This window comes from Bradyrhizobium sp. Leo170, from assembly GCF_004296405.1.
In the GTDB taxonomy this organism is placed as follows: Bacteria; Pseudomonadota; Alphaproteobacteria; order Rhizobiales; family Xanthobacteraceae; genus Bradyrhizobium.
In genome coordinates, this window is sequence record NZ_PSRR01000958.1 from 1 (window position 1) to 250 (window position 250).

At 59.2% G+C, this 250-nt stretch carries 1 pseudogene; it reads right to left on the reverse strand.

What is annotated here, in order from left to right:
* Positions 1–240: pseudogene (locus CWO89_RS45505) on the reverse strand (DDE-type integrase/transposase/recombinase); the annotation flags it as partial.
* Positions 241–250: the final 10 nt, after the last annotated feature.

The following is a 250-nucleotide window of genomic DNA, read 5'->3' on the forward strand; positions in this document are numbered from 1 at the left end:
ATACGTGTATGTGTGGGCCGATGGCGTCTTGTCCATCAGAACTTCCTCCGGCACACCGCCGAGAGTCGTAAATGTACTCTCGAGCCCGGCAAACCAATGCTCCTGCTTCTCAGCCCGGAACGCACGCACATGAAGCCATCGCGAGTGGCCGAGCGTCGCCACGAACATGAATGCCTTGACTTTCGATCCTCCGATCTCGACCAGCCGCTCCCCGAAGTCGATCTGCAGCTGTCGGTGCATGTTTCGCGGG